Annotated in this window: 18 protein-coding genes; 5 read left to right on the top strand and 13 right to left on the bottom strand. The window is 34.7% G+C overall.

What is annotated here, in order from left to right; genetic code table 11:
• The first annotated feature begins 79 nt into the window (after positions 1-79).
• On the top strand, positions 80-463 hold the full coding sequence (locus ACUN0F_RS05765; protein ID WP_000413287.1) for a GtrA family protein: 384 nt from the start codon (positions 80-82) through the stop codon (positions 461-463).
• Between the two features lie 36 nt (positions 464-499).
• Positions 500-1471, top strand: coding sequence for a glycosyltransferase family 2 protein (locus ACUN0F_RS05760; protein ID WP_001170707.1), 972 nt, complete (start codon positions 500-502; stop codon positions 1469-1471).
• Between the two features lie 30 nt (positions 1472-1501).
• Here the strand turns inward: ACUN0F_RS05760 and ACUN0F_RS05755 are convergent, their stop codons facing one another.
• Positions 1502-2374, bottom strand: coding sequence for a TetR/AcrR family transcriptional regulator (locus ACUN0F_RS05755; protein ID WP_000659601.1), 873 nt, complete (start codon positions 2372-2374; stop codon positions 1502-1504).
• Positions 2375-2566: 192 nt separating this feature from the next.
• Between ACUN0F_RS05755 and ACUN0F_RS05750 the strand changes: the two genes are divergently transcribed.
• Positions 2567-5683 (top strand): efflux RND transporter permease subunit, encoded by a 3117-nt coding sequence (locus ACUN0F_RS05750; RefSeq protein ID WP_046955468.1) that lies wholly within the window; start codon positions 2567-2569, stop codon positions 5681-5683.
• 25 nt (positions 5684-5708) lie between these two features.
• Here ACUN0F_RS05750 and msrB read toward each other — a convergent pair whose 3' ends face one another.
• The 6 genes from msrB to lytS all read right to left on the bottom strand — a co-directional run bounded on the left by msrB (position 5709) and on the right by lytS (position 11917).
• Complete coding sequence (msrB, locus tag ACUN0F_RS05745) at positions 5709-6674, bottom strand: peptide-methionine (R)-S-oxide reductase MsrB (protein WP_327972641.1); 966 nt, start codon at positions 6672-6674, stop codon at positions 5709-5711.
• Between the two features lie 91 nt (positions 6675-6765).
• On the bottom strand, positions 6766-7809 hold the full coding sequence (locus ACUN0F_RS05740; RefSeq protein ID WP_001165998.1) for an AI-2E family transporter: 1044 nt from the start codon (positions 7807-7809) through the stop codon (positions 6766-6768).
• Positions 7810-8137: 328 nt separating this feature from the next.
• Positions 8138-8830, bottom strand: a complete 693-nt coding sequence (gene lrgB / locus ACUN0F_RS05735; protein ID WP_000168869.1) for an antiholin-like protein LrgB — start codon at positions 8828-8830, stop codon at positions 8138-8140.
• 34 nt (positions 8831-8864) lie between these two features.
• Positions 8865-9296, bottom strand: coding sequence for an antiholin-like murein hydrolase modulator LrgA (lrgA, locus tag ACUN0F_RS05730; RefSeq protein WP_000104908.1), 432 nt, complete (start codon positions 9294-9296; stop codon positions 8865-8867).
• Between the two features lie 133 nt (positions 9297-9429).
• Positions 9430-10170 (bottom strand): LytR/AlgR family response regulator transcription factor, encoded by a 741-nt coding sequence (locus ACUN0F_RS05725; protein WP_000921824.1) that lies wholly within the window; start codon positions 10168-10170, stop codon positions 9430-9432.
• A complete protein-coding gene (lytS, locus tag ACUN0F_RS05720; protein ID WP_445539239.1) occupies positions 10148-11917 on the bottom strand; it encodes a two-component system sensor histidine kinase LytS in 1770 nt (589 codons plus the stop codon). The genes ACUN0F_RS05725 and lytS overlap by 23 nt, the downstream gene beginning before the upstream one ends.
• 328 nt (positions 11918-12245) lie before the next feature.
• On the opposite strand from lytS, the gene ACUN0F_RS05715 reads away from it, so the two are divergent.
• Positions 12246-13544, top strand: a complete 1299-nt coding sequence (locus ACUN0F_RS05715) for an MFS transporter (RefSeq protein ID WP_264461410.1) — start codon at positions 12246-12248, stop codon at positions 13542-13544.
• Positions 13545-13663: 119 nt separating this feature from the next.
• On the opposite strand, the gene ACUN0F_RS05710 is transcribed toward ACUN0F_RS05715, so the two are convergent.
• A complete protein-coding gene (locus ACUN0F_RS05710) occupies positions 13664-15232 on the bottom strand; it encodes a BCCT family transporter (RefSeq protein WP_445539238.1) in 1569 nt (522 codons plus the stop codon).
• Positions 15233-15593: 361 nt separating this feature from the next.
• Complete coding sequence (locus ACUN0F_RS05705) at positions 15594-16664, bottom strand: nitric oxide synthase oxygenase (protein WP_000047616.1); 1071 nt, start codon at positions 16662-16664, stop codon at positions 15594-15596.
• Positions 16665-16881: 217 nt separating this feature from the next.
• On the opposite strand from ACUN0F_RS05705, the gene sodA reads away from it, so the two are divergent.
• Entirely contained in the window at positions 16882-17508 is a 627-nt protein-coding gene (sodA, locus tag ACUN0F_RS05700) for a superoxide dismutase [Mn] (RefSeq protein WP_000094058.1), read from the top strand.
• An 88-nt stretch (positions 17509-17596) separates the two neighbouring features.
• Here sodA and ACUN0F_RS05695 read toward each other — a convergent pair whose 3' ends face one another.
• The 4 genes from ACUN0F_RS05695 to trhA form a co-directional block, all read right to left on the bottom strand.
• Positions 17597-18484 carry an NAD-dependent epimerase/dehydratase family protein gene (locus ACUN0F_RS05695; RefSeq protein WP_046955465.1) on the bottom strand — a complete coding sequence of 296 codons (888 nt, stop codon included), beginning with the start codon at positions 18482-18484 and terminating at the stop codon, positions 17597-17599.
• 99 nt (positions 18485-18583) lie between these two features.
• Positions 18584-19174, bottom strand: a complete 591-nt coding sequence (locus tag ACUN0F_RS05690) for an AmiS/UreI family transporter (RefSeq protein WP_000542569.1) — start codon at positions 19172-19174, stop codon at positions 18584-18586.
• A 469-nt stretch (positions 19175-19643) separates the two neighbouring features.
• Entirely contained in the window at positions 19644-20660 is a 1017-nt protein-coding gene (gene galE, locus ACUN0F_RS05685) for a UDP-glucose 4-epimerase GalE (protein WP_445539237.1), read from the bottom strand.
• Positions 20661-20885: 225 nt separating this feature from the next.
• Positions 20886-21533 (bottom strand): PAQR family membrane homeostasis protein TrhA, encoded by a 648-nt coding sequence (gene trhA, locus ACUN0F_RS05680; protein ID WP_000995376.1) that lies wholly within the window; start codon positions 21531-21533, stop codon positions 20886-20888.
• Positions 21534-21654: the final 121 nt, after the last annotated feature.

Below are 21654 nucleotides of genomic sequence, written 5' to 3'. Positions count from 1 at the left end.
ATTGATAGTTGTTATGTATGAATAATCTTTCTGCATTTCCTATTTTGTTTATATATTTTATAAAGATGAGGATACTATTATGGAGAAACTCTTAAAGTTTGGTTTAGTAGGAATCTTTAATACGCTTATTACAATTATTAGCTTTTGGATATTATTAAAATTTGGGATGAACTACCTTATTGCAAATACCATTGCCTATTCAATTGGTGTTGCCAATAGCTACTATTGGAATAAAAATTGGGTGTTTAAACCTAATAATAAAAGCACGTCAATGTTCTTTAAATTTCTAACTGTAAATTTAATTGTATTTGCTTTTAATACATTATGTTTATTTATATTAGTAGATAAACTTACCTTTAATGCGTTAATTGCACAAATTTTTGCAATTGGTGTCGGAATGGTTATCAATTTTGTCCTTAATAAAATTTGGACATTCAACCAAACTGAAAAGGCTACTAATTAAATTTGAACAACTTATTAAAAATACGGAGGATACAACATGCAAAAATTAATTTCGGTTGTAGTTCCTATGTACTTCGAGGAAGAAGTAGCACAGGAATGTTATAACCGTTTAAAGTCCGTTATGCTTCAAAATGATATTAATTACGAGTTTGTCTTTGTAAACGACGGTAGCACAGACCGTACAATGGAAATCTTATCTGAGATTGCAGCAAATGATTACCGTACAAAAATCGTTAATTTCGCACGTAACTTTGGACACCAAATAGCTGTTACAGCTGGTATTGCTGCTGCAAAAGGTGACGCTATTGTAATTATCGATGCAGACTTACAAGATCCACCTGAAGTTATTCCTGAACTTATTGCAAAATGGGAAGAAGGATATGAAGTTGTTTATGCGAAACGTAAACAACGTAAAGGTGAAACTTGGTTTAAACTTTTAACAGCTAAATATTTCTATAAATTCTTAAACTACATGTCTGATATCGATATCCCAAAAGATACTGGTGATTTCCGAATCATCGATCGCAAAGTAGCTGATGTTTTCAATCAAATGACTGAACGAAATCGCTTCATCCGCGGTATGATGTCTTGGGTTGGCTTCCGTCAAACATATGTTGAATATGAACGCGATGAGCGTTTTGCTGGTGAAACAAAATATCCATTAAAGAAAATGATTAAATTTGCATCAGATGGCATTATTGCATTTTCAACAAAACCATTACGTATCGTTATGACTTTAGGCTTATTATCAGTTCTTATTTCAATAATCGTCTTACTATATACAATTACTGTAAAAATTATTGGCACTGGTACGCAAACAGGTTGGGCATCTATTATGGTTGCTATTACATTCTTTAGCGGTATTCAGTTACTTGGTCTTGGAATCGTTGGCCAATATATTGCTCGTATTTATGACGAGAGTAAAAACCGTCCGATTTATATCGTAAAAGAAACAATCAATATTGAGCAAGAAGAGACTACACAAACAAAAGAAAAAGTGAATGCATAATAAAAAAGGTAACAATGAAAACCATCATTGTTACCTTTTTATATTGTAATACCCCATAATCCTCAAACGAAATTCTTTTAAATTTGGATATATCTCTAAATTAGATAACATCCCTTGAATGACCGGGATCCTTGGATTTTGCAATTTCATTTCTGCCTCCAAAACATCTAACGTAACAAGCAATTCCTCATCTTCTAGTTGATCAGCTAATGTGCGTTTAAAAACAATAATTTCTTTTAAAAAATGTTCCTTAACCTGCTCCTTAATAAGCTCTGATTTGCAAAGAAATTCCCCAAGCTTTTCTTCATGTAACACAGGTTCTTCCGAAGATTCTACCAATCCACCTACTAAATCATCTACTCTTTTCAAAATAAAAGCAGAAACATAAGATAAGTCAATTTCCGGTGCTTGTAAAATGATTAGTTCTAAATATCCACGGCATATGCCTTCTACCATAATGACTAAATCTAATAAATAAGGCATAACCTTTTCACCATAAATAGACAATAAACTATTCCGATAAAATGCGTGAGACTCTAACTTCATCCTCATCATAAACTCTTCTACTTCTTTATTAAAAGGTATAGCATTTTCCCTCGCATGCATAATAATAAATTCTTTATGCTTTTGTATATCGTTAAACTGGCAATGCAATTGCTTTGCAAATTTTTCACGCGGCAATAACGATTCTTGTTCAATATCCAGCATTTTATTTTGAATCTTGTCATAGTAATATCGAAGTGTCGCTAATAAAAGCTCATCTTTCGATTTAAAGTATAAATAGAAAGCACCCTTAGATATGCCACAAGCTGTCACAATTTCCTGTACTGATGTCGCATTTACACCCTTAGTCGCAAATAACTTCATGGCCATCTCTATAATTAAACGCTCTTTTTCTTTCATATCATGTCTCTCCTAAATTTAATCTCGCATCTTATCATAAATATATCTCGCTATTTAAGGACAGTAAAATCCCCACTGATTAAAGTTTCACTTTATTATACCATCCCTTTTCATTGACGACTGACCAATCAGTCAGTTATATTATGTATTAGACTGACCAGTTGGTCAATACAATACAAAGGGAGCGCAAACATGAACAAAATCATTAATTTCTCGTTAAAAAATAAGTTCGCAGTTTGGCTACTAACCATTATTGTTACCATTGCAGGTATTTATTCTGGGCTGAATATGAAGCTGGAAACAATTCCTGATATTACAACACCTGTTGTAACAGTAACTACGGTTTATCCTGGTGCTACACCAGAAGAAGTAGCTGACAAAGTTTCAAAACCGATGGAAGAGCAACTACAAAATTTAAGTGGTGTAAACGTTGTTAGTTCATCATCTTTTCAAAACGCATCTTCTATTCAGGTAGAATATGATTTTGATAAAAATATGGAAAAGGCTGAAACAGAAATTAAAGAAGCTCTCACAAATGTGAAACTCCCAGAAGGTGTAAAAGACCCGAAAGTTTCACGTGTAAACTTCAATGCCTTTCCAGTTATTTCGTTAAGCGTAGCAAGTAAAAATGAATCTTTAGCTGCCTTAACTGAAAATGTAGAAAAAAATGTTGTTCCCGGATTAAAAGGACTTGATGGGGTTGCATCTGTTCAAATTTCAGGTCAACAAGTAGATGAAGTACAACTTGTCTTCAAGAAAGATAAGATGAAAGAATTAGGTTTAAGTGAAGATACTGTAAAAAATGTAATTAAAGGATCGGACGTATCTTTACCACTTGGCTTATATACATTTAAAGACACAGAAAAATCAGTTGTTGTAGATGGAAATATTACAACAATGAAAGCATTAAAAGAATTAAAGATCCCAGCTATACCTTCATCACCGAGCGGTCAAGGTAGTCAAAACGCTGGAGCTGGTACACAAACACCGCAAATGAATCCAGCGGCTATGAACGGGATTCCGACAGTTACATTAGATGAAATTGCTGACATTAAAGAAGTCGGAAAAGCAGAATCTATTTCTCGAACAAATGGAAAAGAAGCAATTGGAATTCAAATTGTGAAAGCTGCTGACGCGAATACTGTTGATGTTGTAAATGCAGTGAAAGATAAAGTAAAAGACCTTGAGAAAAAATATAAAGACTTAGAGATTATTTCAACATTCGACCAAGGTGCACCGATTGAGAAATCAGTAGAAACAATGCTGAGCAAAGCTATTTTTGGTGCTATATTTGCGATTGTTATTATTATGCTGTTCCTACGAAATATCCGAACAACATTAATCTCTGTCGTTTCCATACCACTTTCTTTATTAATTGCTGTATTAGTCATAAAACAAATGGATATTACGCTTAATATTATGACACTTGGAGCAATGACAGTCGCTATTGGACGCGTTGTTGATGACTCCATTGTTGTTATTGAAAATATTTACCGACGAATGTCGTTATCAGAAGAGAAACTGCGCGGAAAAGATTTAATTCGTGAAGCTACGAAGGAAATGTTTATTCCAATTATGTCTTCTACCATTGTAACAATTGCTGTATTCTTACCGCTTGGACTAGTAAAAGGCATGATTGGTGAAATGTTCTTACCATTTGCCTTAACTATCGTCTTCGCTTTATTAGCATCGTTACTAGTAGCAGTTACAATCGTGCCGATGTTAGCTCACTCTTTATTTAAAAAAGAGAGCATGAGGGAAAAAGAAGTACATCATGAAGAAAAACCAAGTAAATTAGCAAACGGGTATAAACGCATACTTGCATGGGCTTTAAATCATAAAATCATCACATCAAGCATTGCTGTCCTTCTATTAGTTGGTAGTCTTGCACTTGTGCCAATTATCGGTGTAAGTTTCTTACCGTCTGAAGAAGAAAAAATGATCATTACAACGTACAACCCTGAACCAGGTCAAACGTTAGAAGACGTTGAAAAAATCGCAACGAAAGCTGAGAAGCACTTCCAAGATAATAAAGACGTCAAAACAATTCAATTCTCATTAGGTGGCGAAAACCCAATGAGTCCTGGTCAATCAAATCAAGCAATGTTCTTCGTACAATATGATAACGACACGAAAAACTTCGAAAAAGAGAAAGAACAAGTCGTTAAAGATTTACAGAAGATGTCTGGAAAAGGCGAATGGAAAAACCAAGACTTCGGAGCAAGTGGCGGTAGTAATGAAATCAAACTATACGTTTACGGAGATAGCTCGGAAGACATTAAACCTATTGTAAAAGATATTCAAAATATCATGAAGAAAAATAAAGACTTAAAGGATATAGACTCTAGTATTGCAAAAACGTATGCAGAGTACACTTTAGTCGCAGATCAGGAAAAACTAAGTAAAATGGGTCTAACGGCTGCACAAATCGGAATGGGACTTTCTAATCAACATGATCGCCCTGTTCTGACAACAATTAAAAAAGACGGTAAAGATATCAATGTATATGTCGAAGCTGAAAAACAAAATTATGAAACAATCGATGACTTAACAAATCGAAAACTTACAACGCCACTTGGTACTGAAGTGGCTGTAAAAGATGTTATGACTGTAAAAGAAGGGGAAACTTCGAATACAGTGAAACACCGCGATGGCCGTGTTTATGCAGAAGTAAGTGCAAAACTAACATCTGATGACGTTTCAAAAGCATCTGCCGCTGTTCAAAAAGAAGTAGATAAAATGGATCTTCCTTCCGGTGTAGATGTTTCTATGGGCGGTGTTACAAAAGATATTGAAGAATCATTCAAGCAACTTGGCTTAGCGATGGTAGCTGCGATTGCCATTGTATACTTCGTTCTTGTCGTTACATTTGGCGGTGCCCTTGCACCATTCGCAATTTTATTCTCGCTACCATTTACAATTATCGGAGCTCTTGTTGCCTTATTAATCTCTGGTGAAACGTTAAGTGTCTCTGCAATGATTGGTGCACTTATGTTAATTGGTATCGTTGTAACAAACGCAATCGTGCTTATCGACCGCGTTATTCATAAAGAAAATGAAGGTCTATCAACACGTGAAGCTTTATTAGAAGCTGGTGCTACACGCCTTCGCCCTATTTTAATGACTGCAATTGCAACAATCGGGGCTCTTATCCCACTTGCATTAGGATTTGAAGGTAGCGGCTTAATTTCTAAAGGACTTGGTGTAACAGTAATTGGTGGATTAACAAGTTCAACGTTATTAACACTTCTTATTGTACCAATCGTTTATGAAGTATTAAGCAAGTTCAAAAAGAAAAAAGTAAAATAAAAAAATAACCTCGCTAATTGCGAGGTTATTTTTTATTCCCAAATACGACTAGAAAATCACCATATCCTTCTTTCTCTAATTCCTCTTTTCGGATAAATCGAAGGGCTGCGGAATTAATACAGTAACGAAGACCATTTGGTCCTGGGCCATCTGGGAATACATGACCTAGATGTGAATCTCCTTCTTTGCTTCTCACTTCTGTACGCGTCATATTATGACTGACATCCATTTTTTCTTTCACACTTGCTGACATAACTGGCTTCGTAAAACTAGGCCATCCACACCCACTATCAAACTTATCTAAAGAAGTAAATAACGGTTCTCCTGAAACAATATCTACATAAAGACCTTCTTCATTATGATTCCAATACTCATTTCTAAATGGTGGTTCTGTACCATTTTCCTGTGTTACATAAAACTGCATCTCATTGAGTTTTTCTTTTAAATGAGTATTATCTTTTGGCCAATGTTGTTTAATAAAAGCATCTCGTCCCGATCCTTTACGGTATAACTCATAGCGGAATGTGTTTTTCTTATGATACCCTTGATGATATTCTTCAGCTGAATAAAATGTAGCAGCTGGTAAAATTTTTGTCGCAATTGGCTTTGAAAAGCGTCCACTCTTTGCAAGCTCTTCTTTTGAAGCCTCTGCTTTTTTATGTTGTTCTTCATTGTGATAAAAAATTACTGTTTCGTAAGACTGTCCACGATCGTGAAATTGTCCTCCTATATCAGTCGGATCAATTTGTCTCCAATATATATTTAATAACTCTTCATACGGCATTTTATTTGCATCAAATGTAATTTGTACTGCCTCATAATGTCCCGTCGTTTCTGAACATACTTCTTTATATGTTGGACTCTCTTTATGACCACCTGTATAACCAGAAACAACCTTTATAATTCCTTCCATCTCTTCAAATGGCGAAACCATACACCAGAAGCACCCTCCAGCAAATGTAGCTAACTCTACCTTTTCATTTACAGCCATTATTTCACCCCTATTCTATCTTCTGCTTACAGTATGGCATAAAAAACATCATGTTATAAAAGAAAAAGCATCGAACATGGATGCTTTTTCTTTACTTCACTTTATTTTTTCTGGCGTCATTCTCCATTTCATCACTTGTCACATCTAAGACATCTAATAAGAAAATGAAGATTGGAATACCGATAATTAATCCCCATACACCTAAGAAGTGTTCTGAGAAGATTAATACCATAAATGTATAGAAGATCGGTAAGTTTGTTTTTTGCGACATGAACTTCGGATTTAACACGTAACTTTCAAGCGCATGAATTACTGTTACGATAATTAAAATATAAACAACGTACATAATACCGCCAATATTGTAAGCAATCATACAAAGCGGGAATAACGAAATGATAACCCCAGCTACTGGAATTAAACCGAGTAAGAAGATCATTAACGCTAAACCTAATAATTGCGGGAATCCTAATATCCATAGTGCAATAACGGATAAAACACAGTTAACAACTGCAATTAAAAATTGTGCTTCAATTACTTTTCCGAATGAACGTGCAAATTTCTTACCGAAGTACTCAATTTCAGTATAGAAAATTGCAAGTCGGCTTTCTTTAAATTTTGCAGTAAAAGCAACGATCCGAGCTTTCTCCAATAAGAAAAATAAACTTAAAATTAAAGAAAGTAACACTTGAAGGCCAAATTTCCCAACATTCGTAATCGATTTATACAAAATGTCAACGCCTTGTCCTACATATTTCGAAAGTTCCATATGATTGACAGCATTAACTGCATACTTAATTAATTCACTATCCGGTGGGTTTCTTAAAAATACGTTAAATTGATAAATCAATTGTGAAATTTGTATCGTTAATACTGGTAAATATTTAAATAGCGTAATAGCAATTCCACCAATTAACATTACATATAGAAACGCTATAATAATTTTTCGGTTAATGGGCATGAAATGATCTAATTTGCGAGAAATAAACTTTTGGAATCGATCCATTAAATATGTGAGAATAAACGTAATTAAAATTAAATTCAACATACTTTGCAGCCCGTATAACACGAGAGCAAGTATTACTAATACGAGAAACCTCTGAAATCCTTTGCTTTGAAACAGGTTTTTTATTTGCATAATCGACGAGTACTCTCTCCTGTCCTATAAAGTAAAACGTTAATAAGTAGATTTTTTCTCTCTTCTCTACCTTTAATTATTCATTCATATAAAGATTTTTATAAGCTTATTATAGATCTCTCTTAGCAGATCCTATAGTAGCTTACTTCTTATTTTACAATACAATGACCTAATTCAAAACGTATTCTACACAGTATTAATGAAGATTTAAGGAAACTTACATTTTATTAAAATAGGTCTTACCACTACTGTAACATAAAAAGCAAGCTATCAGTAGAAATCTGTCCTACAAATAGCTTGCTTTTCTCATTTTTTTAAGTAAGTTTTACTAGCCAATGAATGGCATAAACATCGGTATGACAACTACAGTTACAACCCCTACTACTGTTACAGCAATACTTGCCATAGCTGCCTCTACTTCACCCATTTCAATTCCTACTGCCACTCCTAATGCGTGACCTGCTGTTCCAAGTGCTAAACCTTTTGCAATTGGATGTTTTACTCTAAATGTTTTTAAGAATAATGCTCCTAATGCGTATACAATAACCGCGTTAAAAATAACTGCAAACGATGTAATTGCTGGTATACCACCAATACTTTCAGAGATCGGTAACGCAATTGCTGTTGTTGCTGCTTGTGGTAACATTGAATTCATTACTGCTGTATCTAGACCAATTGCTTTTGCAACAATGAACACGACAATTACTGAGCAAATAGATCCAACCACGATAGCCGATAAAATTTGCCACCAATATTTTTTCAACTTATCCACTTGTTTATATAATGGAATTGCAAACGCGATTGTTGCTGGTTCTAAGAAGAAGCTAATCATTTTTCCGCCAGTATTATATTCTTCAAAAGTAAAGTTACCTACTTTTAGAAAGACAATCCCTAATACCATCGCTACGAATAATGGTGTGAATAAGAAGAATCCTTTTGAATGCTTAAATAATAATGTTCCGATTCCGTATGCGATTAATGAAACGACGATTCCGAAATATGGAGTCATTGTGCTTGCCATGTTCATTCCCTCCTAACAATATATACTAAATTGGTTACGCAACTTTTCCGTGCTTGCGTCCTTTATTTACTACTTTCAATTCTTTCGTATCTTCTATTTCTTTATCATCTTTTCCTAAAATAAATTGTGCAAATAATCCTGTTACAGCGAGTAAAATAATTGTTGCGACAACAATTACAGTTAAAATTTGTACAAAATATTGTCCCATTACACCGAGAGAATTAATAACCGAAATACCTGATGGAACGAAAAGGAATCCGATAATACCTGTTAAAGCCGTTCCGAGTGATTCAACTTGTTCCAATTTAATAACTTTTAAACATAATAGGCTAAATAAAATAACTAATCCGATCACCGATGAAGGCATCGGAATTGGTAAATGCGTTGCAATAATATTAGAAACTAACATAATAGCTGAAAATATGAATGCTTGTGATAAGAAACTATATACTTTTTTCGTACTCATTTTGGCCACCTCTTTCGATTTGGTACCTTTATTGTATAAGATAAAAACAAGACTGTAAGCGTTTACATAGCGGAACGTCAAATATACAAAATTAGTTACAAAAATAGGCAGATGAAATACAAAAAGCTACTTCTTAAATACGAAGTAGCTTTTTGAGTTCTTTTGCATATGTACGGCTAACAGGTACTTTTGATCCTTCTTTCATAATTAAATTATATGTAGAATTGAACCATGGTTGTATTTCTGTAATATGATTAATATTTGCAATAAAACTACGATGGACACGCATAAAACTTACTTGCGGCAACTTCTTTTCCAAAATTACAAGTGTATCGTGTGTTACATATGTTTCTCTCATTGTTTTTACTGTCACTTTTCCGTCCACAAGTCCTACATATATAATATCTTCAATATTCACGAGTACAATCGATTCTTCAATTGGTAATGCTAATTTATGCATCTCGGTCGTTACGTCTACACTCTTTACTTCTTGTTTTGTTTCTAATTTTATTTGTTTTTGCTTTTTATATTTTTTTAATGTCTGTACGATACGTTCTTCATCAAATGGCTTTAAAATGTAGTCTAACGCATCTACTTCAAATGCTTGCAATGCATATTGATCATAGGCAGTAGCAAACACAATTGCAGGTGGATTTTTCATCTTCTTTAGTATATTTGCAATTTCAAATCCGTTATCATCAGATAGCTGAATGTCTAGGAAAACAATATCTGGTTTGTTTTTCATTAATTCCTCTAATGCATCCTCTACACAATCCGCCTCACCAATTATCTCTACTTCTTTCGTTTGCTCTAATAAATACTTCAATTCATCACGCGCTAACATTTCATCATCAACTACTAATACTTTTAACACTCCGTTTTTCCTCCCCTACTTTTTTCGGAATTACAAAGAGGAACTTTGTCCCTTGCTCTAATTCACTTTCAATTTGAAGCATTGTCTCTTTCCCAAATAACCCGATAAGTCGTTCATTAATATTATATAAAGCTGTTCCAGTCCCTTTCTTTGATGGAACTACCATTTTTCCTAATTGTCCTAGACGTTCACTCTCAATTCCTTGTCCATTATCTTGGACTTCAAAATGCACCATCCCCTCTTTTTCAAACACATGTACTTCAACTTCGCACACCGGCTGCTTTTTCAGAAAAGCATGGCGCAATGCATTTTCAACTAATAACTGCAGTACAAATGGTGGAACTAAGGTCGTCTTTAACTCTTCCTCAATGTACATCTTCACTTCATACTTATTCGGAAACCTCGCTTGTTCTAACGATAAATATGCATGTACATGATTTAACTCTTGTTCTAATGGAATAAGCAATTGGCGTGCCCCTTGCAAATTACAACGAAAATACACGCTAAGCTGCAATAATAATTTTCTCGCTTTTTCTACATCTGTTCGGCATAAAGCCGATACAGTATTAATTGCATTAAATAAAAAATGCGGATTGATTTGTGCTTGTAACGCTTTTATTTCGGCATCTTGCAATAACTTACTTTGTAACTCTGCTTCACCTAACTCAAGTTGTGTAGAGAATATTTTTGCTAACCCTTCTGCTAATTCCTCTTCCACACGACTTAACTGGCTAGAATTTTTAAAATATAATTTTAATGTCCCAATTGTATTTCCATGTGAAGTTAGTGGAATAACGATTGCCGCCTGCAAAGGGCAGCCTTCATGTTGACAATTAATAACCTCACGCGATTTCGCTTTCATTATTTTTCCTGTGTTCAACACTTCTTTCGATAAACCAGTTATTAAACTATGTGAAGGAATATGGTGATCTGATGCTAATCCAACGTGAGCTAATATTTTCTCTGTATCTGTTAAGGATACCGCATCTGTTCCCGTAAAGCGGTGAATAATTTGTGCCACATGTTTACAAGAATCCTCTGTTAATCCGCGGCGAAAATATGGTAATGTTTTGTCAGCAATTCGTAATACTTTATGCGTTTGTAAAGCTTTCGCATTTTCTTCCTGGCGCAAAATAGCTTGTATCATAGAAAGTAAAATAAAACTCCCGAAACTATTTACAAGTATCATTGGTATCGCAATTGTTTTCACGATACTAATCCCATCCTCTACGATTAATAGGATCATAATCATCTCTAAAGAAACGATAAACACACTTAAAATCGCTGAAAATTTAGGCGTAATTGCACGATTATATTTTTTAAAAATGTATCCAATATACCCCGTTATAACACCTGCTAAAATTGATGAAATTGCACAGCTTAGCGCTGTCGTCCCGCCAAGCATATAACGGTGAATACCCGCAATCGATCCCACTCCAATGCCGACGATAGGACCACCAAGCAATCCACTAATTCCAACACCCATAATACGTGTATTCGCAATTGTACTAGATGACGAAACACCTTGTAGCCAATTTTCTTTCATAATTGTATTCCCGGCAATTTCAATTCCTGTGTAATTGCTTACAATTGTAAACACTGAAAAAATACAAATAAGCTTAAGCTTATCTACATATCCATCTTGTCTATGAAGAAGGCGCCTGAACGTTTTAATATGAGAAAGTAAAAATCCTAAAATAACAATAAGTCCGACACGTTCAATCATCATAAGTACTAAATTTAGCATCTGTGATTCATTCCTTTTTATATGAGTTAGTTTTATTATGGGAAAATAATGAAGTGGGCGTCAAGAAGAACGCAATATCTTTTGAAATATTTTACACATAACTATCTCCTCTTTATTTGACAATCTAATAGAAGAGTGCTAAAAATAAAGTAATATAATACAGTCCTTTAACCCAACCCCGTGAGGTTGAGAAGGAAGTCGGAATATACTATACGTATGGTCTTTTTTAGAGATACGTATGCTTTTTTGGCCTTCTCATCATATCAGGTGAGAAGGCCTTTTGTTATTCTTCCATAGCGACTGTAGAAGAAAATAAGGAGGAGTAATGATGAACATCACTACTGATGTACAATCAACAACAGAGGAAACGAAGGAGAAAAGGTATAAAACATTGTTTGGTTCTGCGCTAGGATATGCAGCAGAAGGTTTAGATATGTTGCTCTTATCTTTCGTACTCGTCTACATTTTAAAAGAATTTCATTTAAGCCCTGTTGAAGGTGGAAATTTAACATTAGCTACCACAATAGGAATGCTAATCGGGTCTTATTTATTTGGATTTATTGCTGATTTATTTGGGCGTATCCGTACGATGGCCTTCACAATCTTACTATTCTCACTCGCAACAGCACTTATTTATTTCGCAACAGATTATTGGCAATTATTAATTCTTCGCTTTTTAGTTGGAATGGGAGTTGGTGGTGAATTCGGGATTGGGATGGCGATCGTAACTGAAACATGGTCTAAAGAAATGCGCGCTAAGGCGACATCCGTTGTTGCACTTGGATGGCAATTTGGCGTACTAGTCGCTTCACTCCTTCCAGCATTTATCGTCCCGCATTTCGGATGGAGAGCTGTTTTCTTATTTGGACTCATTCCCGCTCTACTAGCTGTCTACGTTCGCAAAAGTTTAAGTGAACCGAAAATATGGGAACAAAAACAACGATATAAAAAAGAATTGTTACAAAAAGAAGCTGAAGGTCATTTAACAACTGCTGAGGCAGAACAACTAAAGCAAATGAAAAAGTTCCCACTTCGAAAGTTATTTGCCAATAAAAAAGTAACGATAACAACAATCGGTCTTATTATTATGTCATTCATCCAGAACTTCGGATATTATGGAATTTTCACATGGATGCCAACTATTTTAGCGAATAAATATAACTACACATTAGCAAAAGCGAGCGGTTGGATGTTCATCTCTACGATCGGCATGCTAATTGGAATTGCAACGTTTGGTATTCTAGCCGATAAAATTGGCCGCCGTAAAACTTTTACAATCTATTATGTCGGCGGTACTATATACTGTCTCATTTACTTCTTCTTATTCACAGACTCAACATTATTGTTATGGGGAAGTGCATTGCTTGGATTCTTTGCAAATGGCATGATGGGAGGATTCGGAGCAGTTTTAGCTGAAAACTACCCTGCTGAAGCTCGCTCGACAGCAGAGAACTTTATTTTCGGTACAGGACGTGGGTTAGCTGGATTTGGACCTGTTATTATCGGCTTACTTGCTGCAGGTGGTAATTTAATGGGAGCACTATCTCTCATCTTCATTATCTATCCAATCGGTTTAGTTACAATGCTATTATGTGTCCCAGAGACGAAAGATAAAGTATTAGAATAGATTGAAACTGTACGAAATGTTTATCCAAATACTGTTCCCTCAGGAAAAGTATTTGGATAAATAGCAAAGAGGAAGCATCTCAAATGAAATGCTTCCTCTTCTTATATAAATACAATTATTTATTTTGATTTACTAGCTTTTTGGAACAAGAAGGAAGTTTTCTCTTCTTCTTTTACAATACCTTGTTTTAAGGCTAATTCCCCTGCAACTTTAGGGGCTAGCCATAGCATTGGGAATAACAGAATGGATACTGGAACAGCCGTCACTACAATGAAGGATTGTAAGGCGTTAATACTTCCCTCACCCATGTATAAAAGAATCGCTGCAACTGCACCCATAATAAGCGACCAAAAAACTCGCAAGCTAATTCTAGGATCTCCATCTCCAGTCACTGCCATTGAAATCGAATAAGCCATTGAATCTCCTGTTGTTACTACAAATAAAATTGTTAATAAAAGAAATGCAGGTCCAATAATATTAGATAGTGGCAGTTGCTCTGTAATTGCAATCATAGCCGCTGGCATACCAGATTCACTTAATGCCACCGAGATAGAACCAGGATTCATTAACTCATAAAACACACCTGATCCCCCTAGTATAGTAAACCAAAACGTTGTAATAATAGGTGCAATAATTCCAATTGCAACGATGATTTCTCGGATTGTTCTTCCTCTTGAAATTCGGCTCACTAAAATTGCCATCATCGGTCCGTATCCAATAAACCATCCCCAGAAAAAGATTGTCCATGATCCTAACCAAGCCGTATCACCACGATATGTGCTCATTGGAATAAATTCATTTATATAAAATCCAAACGAAGAAACAAATGAATCAATAATAAATCCACCTGGTCCAAACAGTAATACGAATACCATTAATAAAACTGCTAACCTAACATTTAAATTACTTATAATTTGAATCCCTTTATCAATTCCCGTTACCGCAGATATAGTAGAAACAGCTACTACACAAACAATAATGGCTAATTGAGTAGTAAACACATCAGGAATGTTAAACAATGCTTGTAACCCATAACTTGCTTGTAGTCCTAAAAATCCGATTGGACCAATCGTCCCTGCAGCTACCGCAATAATGGCAAATACATCGATCATTGTTCCAAGCCAACTCTTTCGCAATCTCTCCCCAAAGATAGGATATAAAAGCGTTCGAGGTTTTAACGGCATATCTTTATGATAATGCCCGTACATCATAACTACCGCACTAATTGTACCTAAAATCGTCCAAGCCAGGAAACCCCAGTGCATATAACTTTGTGCTAAAGCAGGCATTACCGCTTCTTTCGTCCCAGCAGATATACCCTCATGTATTGGTGGCACCGTCATCAAATGATACATCGGCTCTGCGGCTGCCCAAAAAACGCCACCTCCGGCAAGTAATGTAGACATAATAATAGCGAGCCATTTTGTCGTACTAATCTCAGGTTTGTCTAGCCCCCCAAGTTTAACTCTCCCATATTTCGAAAATGCCATACACATTGCAACAACAAATGTACCAATTAATAAAACTTGCCAAAAGGCACCAAAATATTTAATTGAAGCTGCAAAACTGCTATTAATGACTCCCTCTACGTAACTTTTATTTAAAATAACTGCAATTACAAATAATAAAAGTGAGCCACCACTAATAAGAAATACAGGCCAATCCGTTTTTCGACTCTTCATTCTCATTTACACTTCCTCCTTCCTCAGCAATCTAAAAAAACAACTTTATTATGTTTTATTGTTTACATCCAAAACACAATGATTATATAAGCATAATAATTCATCAATTTTCTACACACTTATGTTGTCCCTAAAAATATGCTAAATCCCTTATTTAAAAGAAAATTTCTATTCCTATTACATAAAAAAGCAAAACAAAAGACCTTATATTTCTATAAGGTCTTCGAAACAGAAATTTGATTATAACATAAGGAACTCCTTGGTTCAAAAAGCTCCTTCCAAAAATAACCGAGAGTAAAGGCTTCCATTTGCTACGTAACAGTAATTAAAAAAAATTATAATTTGCATAAAAAAACTATACTAAATATTATTTATGAAAGAAATTTGGCTTCAAAATTTCATTCGGATACGGTTTATGATAAATATGAGTGGTAGCTGGAGATAATGGCGGAATGAGCCACACCCAATTGCCCGTTACAACACGACCACAAGCTACCTCTTGCTTCTCAAATTGTTGAAATTGTTGTGCAGCAGTATGATGGTCAACAATACTAACTCCTTGTTTTTTAAAGGAATGTAACACAGCTACGTTTAATTCAATTAACGCCTTATCTTTCCATAACGTACCGTTTCTCGATGTATCGAGCTTCATCATCTCCGCAACAGCCGGCAGTAAATTATAACGATCATGATCCGCTAAGTTACGCGCCCCAATCTCCGTCCCCATATACCATCCATTGAACGGAGCAGCTGTATAGGAAATACCGCCAATTTCTAAGCGCATATCTGAAATCATTGGAACCCCATACCATTTTGCTCCTAAAGATGAGATTGGGTACTCTGGATGTTCAATTGGTACCTCTTTCACTTCTTTTTTAGGAATTTCTTTATATACAGGTTCTTTTCCATCGACAGAAAAAACAAGTGGCAATACATCGAAATTCGTACCTTCTCCTTGCCAGCCAAGTTCCTGGCAAAAATCCGTAAACGCAGTGGAATGAGAGTCACCAATCACTCCCATTTCTGTTTTATATCCTGCATACCGAATCAATTGGTGATTATAAATTCGTATATTATTTTCTTCACCTTGATATTGCTTAAAAATTGTAATTGTCGGTTTAACTTTCCCATCGTTCGTTGCATATTTAATATGATGAATTAATGCATTGTATACACCTTCCTCATCATTTACTTCACGTGCATCTAATATGTGCATCTTACTCCAAAATAGTCTTCCAATACATCGATTACTATTGCGCCATGCCATTCGTGATCCATGAACAAGTTCTTCAAATGTATGCTCATACGTCCCCGTCTTCTCTATCTCAACTTGAATTTCTTTTATTCTCTCTTCTATGAATCGTTCTTTATTAAGCTCTTTATAGCAAACCGTAATAAAATGACTCGCTTCCTCTATTAATTGTTTCGTTTTACTCATAAACGATCTCCTTCTATTTCAACAAAACGTTACTACTTTACAGTATAAGCAAAAAGAATAAGAGTCACAAATGAAAGTCGAAGTGTTACTTTTATTGTAATATTTTTCAGAAAATTAAAGAGATTACTATTGACTTGTATAAAAAATAGGTGTATTTTTGACTCAGGTAAATTATTTTTACCTAGACCAACTTTTTAATAAGAAAGGAGAGAATGTTATGTCTTCATTTCAATTGCCAAAGCTTTCATATGACTATGATGAACTAGAGCCATATATCGATAGCAACACGCTTTCTATTCATCATGGAAAGCACCATGCGACATACGTAAATAACTTGAATGCCGCTTTAGAAAACTATACGGAATTACATAATAAATCTTTAGAAGAGTTACTATGTAATTTAGAAACTTTACCAAAAGAAATTGTTACAGCTGTCAGAAATAACGGTGGTGGACATTATTGTCATAGTCTTTTTTGGGAAGTGATGAGCCCGCGAGGTGGCGGTGAGCCTAATGGAGACGTTGCAAAAGTAATTGATTATTATTTCAATACCTTTGACAACTTAAAAGATCAACTTTCCAAAGCAGCTATTAGTCGTTTTGGAAGTGGCTATGGATGGCTTGTTCTGGACGGTGAGGAACTTTCCGTTATGAGTACACCCAATCAAGATACACCTTTGCAAGAAGGTAAAATTCCATTACTCGTCATCGATGTATGGGAACACGCCTATTATTTAAAGTATCAAAATCGGCGTCCAGAATTTGTTACCAACTGGTGGCATACGGTGAACTGGGACCGGGTAAATGAAAAGTATTTACAATCAATTCAATCACAAACACATTAGTCGTGCGTATAAGGTAAATTTGGTAATGTAAAATTAGTATTGTCGAAATCCTCCAAAATCCCCCGGATTGCCACCGGGGGATTTATGATTATTTCATTGCATGTATGTAATACCGTAATACTTGTTCTATTTCTATTTTCAATTCTCGGAACGGGAATCCTAATTCACTAGCTTTTCCATTATGTAATGTACAATTAATCACTTCATTATAAGGCGCTACATTATCTCCTACTTCTTGAACGAGTGCTTTTATTCCCGTATTTTCTTCTATGAAATGAATAACTTCTCGAGTAGAAACTACCCCGTTGCTACAAGCATTAATTGGCCCTTCTATGTCCTTCATCCCGCACCAAGCTAAAAATTCTCCTGCTTCTTTTTCATGTATAAATGACAACTCTCCATCTAAATGATTCACGGCGACAGGTTCTTGCCTCACAATATGTTCAACGTAAAATTGTAACCTTTTCGTATAATCGTTTTCTCCAATAACAACCGGAAAACGTACTGCAACAACTGGGAATGTTGCTTGTTGAAATGAAACCGCTTCGGCTACTCTCTTTCCTTCACTATAAGTAAAATCCTTCCTACCACCATACGTAATAGCATACTCGTACGGATTAAAGTTCTCTTCTAACAAGCCTATCGCTGGCTCGTAAACAGCCATTGAAGATGTCATAATGTATTTCTTCGTTTTTCCTTGTAACACTTCACATATTATCTTTGCCGCATTCGAGCTATAGCATAAATTATCGTATACGATATCATAACTTTTATCTTCTAGACGCTCAGCTAGTTGTTTTTCGTCTTCTCTATCTACAATCAATCTGTTTACTACACTTCCAAAAGAATCTTCAGTAATGCCTCTCGTCGCAATTGTTACATCGTGTCCAGTTTGCAAAAGTGCTTCTACTAAATGTTTACCAAAAAATCTTGTTCCCCCTAGCACCAATACTTTTTTCAAATTCATCATCCCCATTTTGATAAATTGTAAAATACTACCTCTCTATTATAAATGCTAATATAGAAAAAGCATGGAATTCGTTTAACGATTCCATGCTTTTCTACAGAAAATATATTAACGTACTCGATATTTATAAATACAATAACAGAAGTATAAAATAGAAATTACGGATACATAAACCCATAGTTCATATACGAATCCCTCTCCCCATACTCCCATAAAATAAAAGAGTGAAGGCAACGTCAATGTTACCCATGATTGTACGAAGGCAATTCTTCCAAGGTATTGATTGATATTCTTCTTTTGTGTATTTAATACAAAGAATAAATACCAAAGTAATGCCCACATAAACCACGTTAATGCATTAACAACATCGTGAAATTGAACAAATGAAACAACCATATAGAATAAAGCAATAATTGCTACCCAAATACAAAACCAACCTAAACCGCTACTATCCATTCCTTTTATAAAGGTAACACCTACATATAAATAGGTTAATCCAAATAAGAAAGTAGCTGCATATGAATACACTGTCCAATTGCTTTGGTCAGAAATCATGATCAAATAGAACGGAATAATAATTTGGAGTGCACCCACAAATAAATTAAAAACACCCGCACTTTTCATCTCTGCTTTCCCTAATATAACAAGACTATTTAAAAATAAAGCTGCACCCGAAAGTAATAATCCTACGTACCCCATATATCCTCATGTGAAAACCTTACATTTTCACACTGTACCCTCCCCGCCTTGTAAAAATTATATTATTCCTTATTCTCCTTCTTACTTACAACTACATACAAAGTTTTTTCGAAAATAAGTCAGACTTCCTACCTTAAAAAACAATAGAAAAACCCTTTTCATACATTTCATACAGTAATGATGTCAATCAAAATATATCACGCAATAAAAACGCTTTCAATAATACGTAATTCAAGCAAAAAGCTAATAAGATTATTTGATTATAAACGCACTTTAACAATGATACAAGTATTGGAATACTTTTCAATAGAACCGGTTGCTATTCAAATACTATGGTCAGTAATATTTGATTACATTCTCTTTCCTAAATTGAACATATTACTGACCCCAAGCAACATAATAAAGAATACAATTTATTATATACATAAAATATCCTACAAATTAATAAGAGAATGCTTTACTAACTACCCTAAATCATTTGATAGCCATTTTTATTATTTACCTGCCATCTCCAAGAATCTAAGCACATCTCTTCTAACCCATATTCCGCTTCCCATCCTAATTCTCGTTTCGCTTTAGATACATCAGCAAAACATACTGCTACATCACCAGGACGACGCCCTATCACTTTATAAGGTATTTTTTTACCTGAAACCTCCTCAAAAGCTTTTATCATCTCTAACACACTATACCCTTTACCTGTGCCAAGATTATATGCCTCTATTCCTTTCGTCTCAAGTACTTTCTCAAGTGCCTTTACATGTCCTTTTGCAAGGTCAACAACGTGAATATAATCACGGACACCTGTCCCGTCTTTTGTTGGATAATCATTTCCGAATATATTTAGTTCCTTTAATTTACCTACCGCCACCTGCGTTACATATGGCATTAAATTATTCGGAATCCCATTTGGATCTTCTCCAATACGACCACTTTTATGTGCTCCGAAGGGATTGAAATAACGAAGTAACGCAATACTCCATTCATCATCAGCTTTTGCCACATCACGCATAATTTGCTCAATCATTAATTTTGTTTGCCCATACGGGTTTGTCACACTCAGCGGAAATTCTTCTGTAATCGGTGATGTTTTTGGAATTCCATATACAGTTGCAGATGAACTAAAAATAAACTTTTTAACATGATGTTTCTGCATCACATCACATAGTACGATTGTGCTTATTATATTATTATAATAATATGTTAGAGGGATTGTAGTCGATTCCCCCACTGCTTTAAATCCAGCAAAATGTATAACCGCTTCAATGCTATTTCCCAAAAAAATCTCATTCATTTTTTCACGATTTAAAACACTTTCTTTATAAAATTCAAATTGTTTTCCTGTTATTTCTTTTACTCGGTTTAAAGACTCGATTGAACTATTTGAAAGATTATCTACGACTATAATTTTATAATTATTATTTAATAATTCTATACACGTATGACTACCAATATATCCTGCTCCACCCGTTATAAGTATCGCCATATATAGAGTCCCCCACTTATTATTAATTATAAAATTTTATAACCTCAATACACATCTATCCTACCATAAAAAGACTGATAATTTTAAAAATTTATTTTTAATTATTATTTATATAAAAAAGAGCCGCATAACCTTTACGTTATGCAGCTCTTTACCATACATATGTGTCTATATCTTTATTTATTAATCGAGAAAAAATAAAAATCACTCGGAAATTTCATCTTGTTAAATTACGTAGCAATATACACTTAAAAAGTGGGCAAGGCTTCCCAATAACACGAACACGTGAAAAATTTCATGATGCCCCATATGTTTAAACTCTAACCATTTTGGCTTTGTTCCATAAATAAATCCACCGATTGTATAAAGAATGCCTCCAAGCACTAGAAGCACGATACCTCCTGCACTTAAGTTAGCAGCTAACGGTGCAAAGAACAGAACAATTAACCAGCCCATTGTAATATAAATTGCTGTTGATAACCATCTCGGGCAACTAAACCAAAACATTTTAAAAACAATACCACAAATGGCAGTTGCATAAACTAAACAAAATAATAATAAACCGTTTGCGGAATGTAATGTAATTAAACAAAATGGTGCATATGTGCCTGCAATCAATATAAAAATCATAGAGTGATCAAGCTTCCGAAAGAAATAAATAACACGTTCACTGGCTACAACACTATGATATACAGCTGATGCTGTATACAGAACCATCATTCCGATACCAAACAAAATAACAGCTGTAATTGCCGCAAAAGATGGCATCTTAATAGAAACTTTTACAAGCATAGCTAATAATGCAATAAATGATAATACAGCTCCTCCCAAGTGGGTAAAAGCATTAACTGGTTCTCTTACATAAGCATTCATATATACACCCCTCATATAATTACATGTAGTTTTAATAACTACATGTAATTATATACGCATTATTATTAGAGGTCAACATTTACAATTCATTTGTTTCGTAATACCATATTTAGAGATAAAC

The sequence above is a fragment of the Bacillus sp. 1A genome (assembly GCF_052682215.1).
This window is presented reverse-complemented; position numbering and strand designations above follow the sequence as displayed.